The 7,855-nt window shown below is 62.8% G+C and carries 10 protein-coding genes and 2 pseudogenes; 9 read left to right on the top strand and 3 right to left on the bottom strand.

Annotated features, from left to right (window positions below; all coding sequences use genetic code 11):
• Positions 1-6 precede the first annotated feature (6 nt).
• From XcodCFBP4690_RS17280 to XcodCFBP4690_RS17310, 8 genes are read left to right on the top strand one after another with little or no spacing between them, the layout of a single operon-like run.
• Complete coding sequence (locus tag XcodCFBP4690_RS17280; RefSeq protein ID WP_104542845.1) at positions 7-270, top strand: helix-turn-helix domain-containing protein; 264 nt, start codon at positions 7-9, stop codon at positions 268-270.
• Positions 267-656, top strand: a complete 390-nt coding sequence (locus XcodCFBP4690_RS17285; protein ID WP_104542847.1) for a hypothetical protein — start codon at positions 267-269, stop codon at positions 654-656. The genes XcodCFBP4690_RS17280 and XcodCFBP4690_RS17285 overlap by 4 nt, the downstream gene beginning before the upstream one ends.
• Positions 649-1,539 (top strand): hypothetical protein, encoded by an 891-nt coding sequence (locus XcodCFBP4690_RS17290; protein WP_146091942.1) that lies wholly within the window; start codon positions 649-651, stop codon positions 1,537-1,539. The genes XcodCFBP4690_RS17285 and XcodCFBP4690_RS17290 overlap by 8 nt, the downstream gene beginning before the upstream one ends.
• Entirely contained in the window at positions 1,536-1,988 is a 453-nt protein-coding gene (locus XcodCFBP4690_RS17295; RefSeq protein WP_104542851.1) for a hypothetical protein, read from the top strand. Before XcodCFBP4690_RS17290 ends, XcodCFBP4690_RS17295 begins: the two co-directional genes overlap by 4 nt.
• Positions 1,981-2,202 carry a hypothetical protein gene (locus XcodCFBP4690_RS17300; RefSeq protein WP_104542853.1) on the top strand — a complete coding sequence of 74 codons (222 nt, stop codon included), beginning with the start codon at positions 1,981-1,983 and terminating at the stop codon, positions 2,200-2,202. Before XcodCFBP4690_RS17295 ends, XcodCFBP4690_RS17300 begins: the two co-directional genes overlap by 8 nt.
• Positions 2,199-2,471 carry a hypothetical protein gene (locus XcodCFBP4690_RS22520; RefSeq protein WP_146091943.1) on the top strand — a complete coding sequence of 91 codons (273 nt, stop codon included), beginning with the start codon at positions 2,199-2,201 and terminating at the stop codon, positions 2,469-2,471. Before XcodCFBP4690_RS17300 ends, XcodCFBP4690_RS22520 begins: the two co-directional genes overlap by 4 nt.
• The gene (locus XcodCFBP4690_RS17305; protein ID WP_104542855.1) at positions 2,464-4,494 is read left to right on the top strand and encodes a DNA cytosine methyltransferase; all 2,031 of its coding nucleotides are present in this window, start codon (positions 2,464-2,466) and stop codon (positions 4,492-4,494) included. The genes XcodCFBP4690_RS22520 and XcodCFBP4690_RS17305 overlap by 8 nt, the downstream gene beginning before the upstream one ends.
• Positions 4,491-4,925: a single-stranded DNA-binding protein gene (locus XcodCFBP4690_RS17310; protein WP_104542857.1), complete on the top strand. Its 435-nt coding sequence runs from the start codon at positions 4,491-4,493 to the stop codon at positions 4,923-4,925. The genes XcodCFBP4690_RS17305 and XcodCFBP4690_RS17310 overlap by 4 nt, the downstream gene beginning before the upstream one ends.
• A 1-nt stretch (position 4,926) precedes the next feature.
• Here the strand turns inward: XcodCFBP4690_RS17310 and XcodCFBP4690_RS17315 are convergent, their stop codons facing one another.
• The gene (locus XcodCFBP4690_RS17315) at positions 4,927-5,889 is read right to left on the bottom strand and encodes a tyrosine-type recombinase/integrase (RefSeq protein WP_104542859.1); all 963 of its coding nucleotides are present in this window, start codon (positions 5,887-5,889) and stop codon (positions 4,927-4,929) included.
• Positions 5,890-6,144: 255 nt separating this feature from the next.
• Here XcodCFBP4690_RS17315 and XcodCFBP4690_RS17320 point away from each other — a divergent pair.
• Positions 6,145-6,438: pseudogene (locus XcodCFBP4690_RS17320) on the top strand (DUF3653 domain-containing protein); the annotation flags it as partial.
• Here XcodCFBP4690_RS17320 and XcodCFBP4690_RS17325 read toward each other — a convergent pair.
• Together XcodCFBP4690_RS17325 and XcodCFBP4690_RS17330 are read right to left on the bottom strand one after the other, a co-directional pair.
• Entirely contained in the window at positions 6,403-7,104 is a 702-nt protein-coding gene (locus tag XcodCFBP4690_RS17325; RefSeq protein ID WP_104542861.1) for a TraX family protein, read from the bottom strand. The pseudogene XcodCFBP4690_RS17320 and the gene XcodCFBP4690_RS17325 sit on opposite strands and share 36 nt — an antisense overlap.
• Position 7,105: 1 nt before the next feature.
• Positions 7,106-7,855: pseudogene (locus XcodCFBP4690_RS17330) on the bottom strand (hypothetical protein); the annotation flags it as partial.

Raw genomic sequence — 7,855 nt, forward strand, 5'->3', positions numbered from 1 at the left:
GCCGCCATGCACGAGGATCAGAACACCAAGCTACTCGCCGCACTGAAGCAAAAGCCGATGACCGCGGTCGAGATCTGGATGGAGCTAGGCATTGCGCGCGCAAGCGCGCGGGTCCACGACCTGCGCAACCAGGGCTTCAACATCGCTAGCACACCCATCACGGTACCGAACCGCGACGGTGATGACTGCCGTGTCGCGCAATACCGGCTCACCGATCAGCAACGCACCTTGCTGCCTGAGTTGCCGGGCAGGGGAGTCATGGCCGCATGATCACCATCATCAGCATTTTGATCACGGCCCTAACCACCGGCGGCATCGGCTTCGTCGCCGGCAACGCCATCGGCCGCAATGCACTGCGCCCCAGCCTGCACGAATTGGCCGAGCGCGCCGACGCTGCCGGCATGGATCTGGCCGCCCTGGCGACAGAGGTTGCGAACCAGGCGTTTCGCGCGGGCACGCTCGCCGAAGCGCGCCTGCTCAAGCAGTGGGCGCGCCGCTTGCGATCGGCAGCGGCTGACCACCTGGCATGCATCAATGCCATCCAGTTGAGCGATCTGCGTGCGGTTGGATCTGACGCATTGATCGCAGTCAGCGTCCGCGATGCAGTTGCGGTTTTACACGACGAAGAGCAACCACGAGGGGCGCGCCATGTCTGAATCGAAAACCACAGTGCAACCCAGTGCGGGAATTTCTGGCCAGGCAGATAGCGATCTGCGCGTTCAACTTCTGGAGTTGGTGAAGGCAGGCGGGTACCTGCAAAGCCGTGTGGTTCAAACCAACGGCGCGGATTGCATGGACAACTTCGAACATGCGCTAAACCACGCGAAAGCTGCGCTCGCCGCCCTCCAGCCAATCGGGCAGGAGCCGTCTCACTATGGCGACCCAGGGCGCGGCCACTTTGTCCCCGCGTCATGCAAATCATCGCTTGGATTCGACCATGGGCGGTATTCGCTCGCGCTCTACACCGTCCCGCCCGCGCCTGCGACGTTTGGCTCGACCAAGATTGGAGTCATCGACACGCACAGCCCTTCGGGATTTTCCTGGAACCCAGGGTTTACCAGGGGCAGCTTCCCTGATGGGACTGGCATCTACGCGGGACAGCCCGCCCCTGCTGCTGTGCCGGTGGATGTGCTGCGCGAAGCAGCAGCGCTCGCCGATGCCGTCGAGAAAAACGGGGTGTGGGATGACGGTTGCTTCTACTACAACAAGCATGCGGCGAGCGAGTTGCAAACTCCGCTGGCCAACCTACGCCGCGCCCTCGCCACCCACCCCCAGCCCGCAGCGGCTGAAATGTCGCGGCCGCCGTGTGCATGCCATGACCATATGGATGCGGTTTGCTCGGAACACCAGCCGGCAGCGGCGAAGGACTTGGCAGCCATGCGCCCACGAATCGAGGCTGCGATCAGGCGCATCACGTCAGGACACGGATGCATGCGAATTCCCGCCGAAGAGACAGATCCCGATTTGGTGCTGGCAGATGTGCTGCAGATCATCGACCAGCAGGTCCAGCCTGCTGCGGCGAAGGATGGTGATGCGTGAGCCGCTCTGGATATAGCGATGACATTGACGATCCATTGGCCCTGGGGCGTTGGCGCGCGCAGGTGGCATCGTCCATGCGTGGCAAGCGCGGTCAGGCGCTGCTACGGGACTTGATCGCCGCCCTGGATGCGCTGCCCGAAAGGAAGTTGATCGCCCACACTGTCGAGCAGGATGGTTGTTTTTGCGCGCTAGGCGCGGTGGCGCATCTGCGTGGGACAGATTTGGACCAAGGGCCAAACGGAGGCACTGATTACGACTTCATGGCTGATCGCGCCGCTGCACGACTGAACATCGCAGAGCAACTGGCGCAGGAGGTGGTCTACATGAACGACGAAGCATCCTTGTGGAACGAAACACCGGAATCGCGATGGGCCCGCATGCGTCAGTGGGCGGTGAGCAACCTCATTGAGCAGCAGGCCAGGCCTGCAGGCGAGGTGCGCAATGGCTGACCGTGATTTCCATATCAGCAAGCCCTTGGTCAAAGCACTGCGGCGCTACGCGCATGGCACGAAGGGCCTGGACGAACCGACGTACCGCCTGCACCTCCAGGCAGTTGGCGCCACCAGCACACTGAACCTGACGCGGGGCCAACATGAAGCATTGTTGGCACGCCTGCGTGCGTTACCTGACGCACCGCGCAAAGCGCAGGGGAGGGCGGCATGACGGCGATCATAACCGGAACCGAGTTGCACGCGATTGCCCCGGATCACAGCGTGTTCTCTGATCGCGCACTCGCGCATGCCTTGAAGGTGCAGCCACGGCAGATCCCAGAGCTGCGCCGCCAAGCCGACCAGATCCAGTGCGGCGCGTTCGACTCGCGTGCAGCACACCTCATGCGCACATGCGGCATAAACCGGCACGAGGCAGAAACCTATCTATCCACCTGCGGCAGCGCGACCCCACAAGAATTAGAAGGACTTCAACATGGCTGACGGGAATTTTTCGCTGAATTTCGCGAAGGAACTGGTGGTGGATCTGTTCGCCGGTGGCGGCGGCGCGAGCCTTGGCATCGCGCGCGCATACAGGCACCCCGATGTCGCCGTGAACCACAACCCGATTGCGATCGCCGCGCACCGCGCCAATCACCCCGACACCGAGCACTACGTGGCCGACGTGTTCGAGGTTGACCCTTACATCGCCACGCGCGGGCGTCCCGTCGGCATCCTATGGGCGTCGCCCGATTGCCGGCATCACTCTAAGGCCAAGGGCGGCAAACCGCGTAACGTCAGGATTCGCGGGCTCGCCTGGATCATCGTGCGCTGGGCCTACGCCACGCGGCCGCGCTTGATATTCTGGGAAAACGTCGAGGAATTTTGCGATTGGGGTCCACTGGATGATCAACACCAGCCGATCAAGGCCGAGCGCGGCCGTACCTTCAAGGCCTTTATTGCCGTGCTGGGTGCCGGCCTGCCAGCGGACCACCCGGACATGCCGGAGATCTTGCGCGAGATCGGCCAGCACGTGCCACTGGATGCCCTGGTGCGCGGCCTGGGCTACAAAGTCGACTGGCGCGAGTTGGTCGCTGCCAATCATGGTGTGCCCACTATCCGCAAGCGCTTATACGGCGTTGCCCGCTGTGATGGCCGGCCGATTGTCTTCCCGGAAGTCACGCACTTGCGTGACGCGACCACGCAAGCCAAGCGCTGGCGCATGGCCGCCGAGTGCATCAATTTCGATGACCTCGGCCGCAGCATCTTCGATCGCGAAAAACCACTGGCGGCGAACAGCGAACGGCGGATCGCGAAGGGCTGCTGGCGGCATGTGTTGACGAAGGCGCAGCCGTTTATCGTGCCGCTGCGCGGAACGACTCCAGGGCACCAAGCCACTCATGAGATCGCACAGCCATTGTCGACCATCACCGGTGGCGGGACGCATCACGGACTCTGCGCCCCGGTGATGATCCAGGCGGCACACGGGGAAGGCAAGCCCGGTGGCGTGCAGCGCTGGGGCCACGGCAGCCGTGATATCACGTTACCGCTGGGCACAGTGACAGGCTCGGGCGGACACGCGGTGGCAGGCATGAAACTGGCGCCGTTCCTGACCGAATATGCCAATGCAAGCACACAGCGCACGTTCGATGTTGCCGAGCCGCTGCGCACGCAGGTGGCACAGGTCAAGGGCGGGCATTTCGCGATGGCGGCGGCGCACCTTACCCACCTGACTCATCACGGTGAGCGGGCAGGGCATGCATGCGACGAGCCAATTCGAACGGTCACGGGAGCCAACCGAGGCGAGCAGGCGCTTGTCGCCGCGCATCTAATGACGATCGGCTACGGCGAACGCCCAGGGCAGCAGGCGAGGGCGCAAGCCGTCGAAGCCCCGTTGGGCACCGTCGTCGGCACGAACAAGCACGCGATGATAGCTGGCTTTCTTGAACAGGCGAATGCCGGCTTTTACGAAGGCGGTGGGCGTAGCCTGGGTGCGCCGATGTCCACGGTGACCAGCAGCGGCAGCCAGCAACAGCTGGTGAGCGCCTACCTGGTGAAGTATTACGGGGAAGGCGGGCAGTGGCAGGGCGTGGACGAGCCGATGCATACGCTACCCACCAAGGGCCGCATGGGGCTTGTGCAGGTGGTCCAGTTTGCGGCCGACATTCTGCAGCCCGACCAGATGGCCAAGGCGAAGCGCTGCGCCGCGTTCTTGCACAAGCACTTGCCGAAACACTTCGCCGAGCCTGCAGACCTGGTGCTGGTGGGTGGCTATGTGTTGGTAGACATCACCTTGCGCATGCTGCAGCCCGATGAGCTGAAGCGGGCGCAGGGCTTCCCGGCGACCTACATATTGAACCGCGGGCTATTCTTCAATGACGAAACTGGTGCGTCCGAGTGGAGGCCCATCACCAAGACTGATCAGGTCAAGTTGATCGGCAACAGCGTGTGCCCCGACATGGCCGAACTGTTCGTTCGGGCTAACGCGGCGGATCTGATCCAGCTGTACGACAGGGCCGCTGCATGAGCAGCGGCTACCAACTGGTCATCGTCACCGGGCTACTGAGCGAGAACCCGATCATCCGCGCGATGGCCGGCGGCAAGCTCGTCGCCGAGCTATCGATCCCCGTTACCGAGACCTACACCGACCGCAGTGGCGAACGTTGCGAACACACCGAGTGGTTCGCCATCAAGCTGTTCGGCGCGGCAGCAGAAACCGCCGAGCGTCAGCTACGCAAGGGCCGAATGATCACGGTGCAGGGGCGCAAGCACACAGAGCGATGGAACGACGACGGCCGGCCACGCAGCAAGGTCTTCGTGCATGTCAACGCAGCAGGATTGACGCTGCACGCAGACCAGGAGCACGCACAGACCAAGCCCGAACATCGAGGCCGAGCCGCGCCCAAGGCACCAGCGTTTCCCGGCGAAGAGGAGCGGGGCGATGACCTGCCATTTTGATTCACTCGCTCACGCGGTTGGCACGCGGGTGGTGAGCGACTGCGTCGCGCAACTGGCCCATATCGATACCCAGGTACAGCGCGGTAGTGACCACGCTGGCATGGCCCAGCAATTGCGACAACGCCACAAGGTTCACCCCGCGTCGATGCAGCTCCGTGGCAAATGCAGTACGCAGCCTGTGCGGATAATGGCCGGTCCACGGCCTGGTGGAGATGGTTGCGTCGAGCGCCGCCACGGCGCCGCCGTGGCCATAGCCCAGCGCCTTGGCGTATTTGCGGACGATTACCCACACGCTGCGCGCATCGCGCAATGGGTGACCCTGCACCGTCAGAAACAGCGCATTCTTCTTTCCAGGGCGCAGCTTTCCGCGTTCGCGCAGGTAGGTGTGGAGCAACCCCAAGCAGTGCTCACCGATCGGCACCAGCCGCTCTTTGTTGCCCTTGCCGAACACGATCAAGAAGCCGTCGGGAAGAATGCTGCCAACCTGCAGCTTCGCCAACTCACCAGCACGCAGGCCGCATTGGTACAAGGTGGCCATGATGACGTGGTCGCGAAAGCCCACGTATGTGGTCAGGTCGGGCGCCGCCAGCAGCATGCCGACCTCGGCATCGGTAAGCGCCCACACGCGGCGGACAGGAACACGGCGGCAGCGTGGCAAGCTGCTCGGCTGCCAGGCGTCTGGCTGGTTCTGCGCAACCCAGCGAAACCAGCAACGCAGCGCGTTGATTTCAATGTTGACCGTAGCCGGCCGCACCTGGTCGCGCCGCAGCCCAACGTAACGATGGACCACATCGATGCCGCTGCGATCCACGGGATTGTCGGTCGCAAAGCGATCAAACCGCGCAAGCGCGCGCAAATACGACTTCGCGGTCTCAGGCGAGCGCCCAGTGATCTGGAGGAACCACACGAACCGCTCGCGTAGCGCAGGCTCCGAGATCGAACAATAAGCACGTATTACTGTCATCAACTGTCAACCCGACCCCAGAAGAGACCGGCGAACAGACCGCAACCAATCGAATGCAAGATGCTGAAAGGGCTAAGAAATTCGTCAGGAATTTGCCATGATCATGTCCCAACCTGACCCAGCACCCCGGGATCTTACATAATATACATTATGCGAAAAGGCGTGGCGTGCGGTGCAATCGCGGGCGCGCTCGCTGTGGCTCTGGCTTACCTCGCTGCTACCGTCTCGTGGTCCTTCTGATACGGAAATCGCAGCGTGATCGACACCTACGAGCGCGTAGACCTTGCCGGCCCTTGGGCCGGTTTTGGTTTCCAGGGCCACCACTTCTTTACGCCTGAAGGCAAGACCATCGAGCCGTGCGACATGCGCTTCTGGTCGCTAACCTGCTGCATCGCTCGCGAGTGGTCGCTGATGATGGCCACCGAGCGAAATGCTCGATCGGCAAATCCTGAAACGCCTACTGCCACAAGGGTTCCGGGGAGTCGAACTTCTGCAGGGAACAACGTCATCTACCTACGAGACGTGCTGCTGAAACGCAGGCAACGACGCGATGAGCACCAGCAACCCGAGGTGGCCAACGTAATAGCCGTAGAACGCCCACCGCAGGCGCGGCAGTGGCCACCAGACGTAGCCGAGGGCCAGCACCGGGAGCGCGCCCAGCGCCCACAGATTGCCGTTGTACCAGCACAGCGCGGCCATGCAGGCCCAAATGCCAAACGGCACGAACAACTGTATCCGGCCATCGCGCGCGAACGAGTAGCTGCCAAAGACGGCAGCAAGTCCACGCTGCTGCCGGAAACACGACCAGCCTGCCAGAACGAGCCACACGCCCGCCCACTGATAATCGACCACCAGCGGCAGAACAACGCCGCAAACAGCGGCATAGAGCCAGTGCCGCGCGTGGACCGTCCAAACGAGCAGAGCTGCGAGCGCGAACGTCAGCAGGACGTTGAGCGACAGCCAGTACCCGAACGCCCAGGCGTGGAATGGCTGCGCCAGCAGCCCCCAGCCGGCAAGGCGCAGCACCGATTTCGCATAATCGGCCCGTGGCTGAGCAAGGTTGTACGCCATGACCAGCGCGAACACCGGGAACGCGATCCGCCCCAGTTCGGATAGCACCGGCACATAGCCGCCGAAAAACACCTTCGCCACGTGATCGCCGGTCATCAACACCAGCGCAATCCACTTCAACGCCTCGCGGCAGCTGCTGGTCATGTCACATCTCCAACGTGGTGGAAGGCGTGGTGGTCTTCGTGCTGTAGCCCTTCGACTCAGGAAAGCTGCCCTGCGTGCGCGTAGAGCGCTGCACGGCGATGCCATTGAGCCCAGACGCAGCCGCCCCACCCTGCACCACCTGTTGCTGCTGGGCGGGCTGTTGCTCGTTCTCGTGCTGCTGGCGATACGGGTTGTAGACCGGCCCGCGCTTGGCAATGGTCCGGCACTGCGGCTGGTCGAGGTCGTAGGCCGTGCCCTGCTCTGTCATGCACGTGCAGGAGGCTTCCTTGTGCTTGCCTTGCGCGTCCGTGCCCGCGAGCGAGGACATACAGATCAACATCGGATCGGCGGTGATGCTGCGGTCATCGAACACCGGCGCAGTCCACGGCATCGTGCCGAACCGGGGAAGGTGTTGCTTGGCATATTCGGTGGGAGATTCCCATCGCGGACCATCACGCCGTGCGGAGTTCGCTGACCCGCCAGGGGCCGCATCGGCTGACGCCGATTGCGTCCCCTTATCTCCAAGTTTTGCGGCCATCGCGCTGGGCTTGAGCATCGTGTAGGCGAGCCATCCAAGCGCGATGGCAAGGATGACCAATCCCGGCAACGCCAACACTTTCCACGGAATACGCGGCTTAATCGTGTGGACCTCAGCCGACTTATATGCGACGTCCCCCCGATTTTGAGTAGCACCGCAGTTTGGAGTCCAATTCCCTACCCGACGGAGATTGGACGTGAAGAAACGTTTTAC

Origin of the sequence: Xanthomonas codiaei, from assembly GCF_002939785.1 — a bacterium.
Taxonomy (GTDB): Bacteria; Pseudomonadota; Gammaproteobacteria; order Xanthomonadales; family Xanthomonadaceae; genus Xanthomonas; species Xanthomonas codiaei.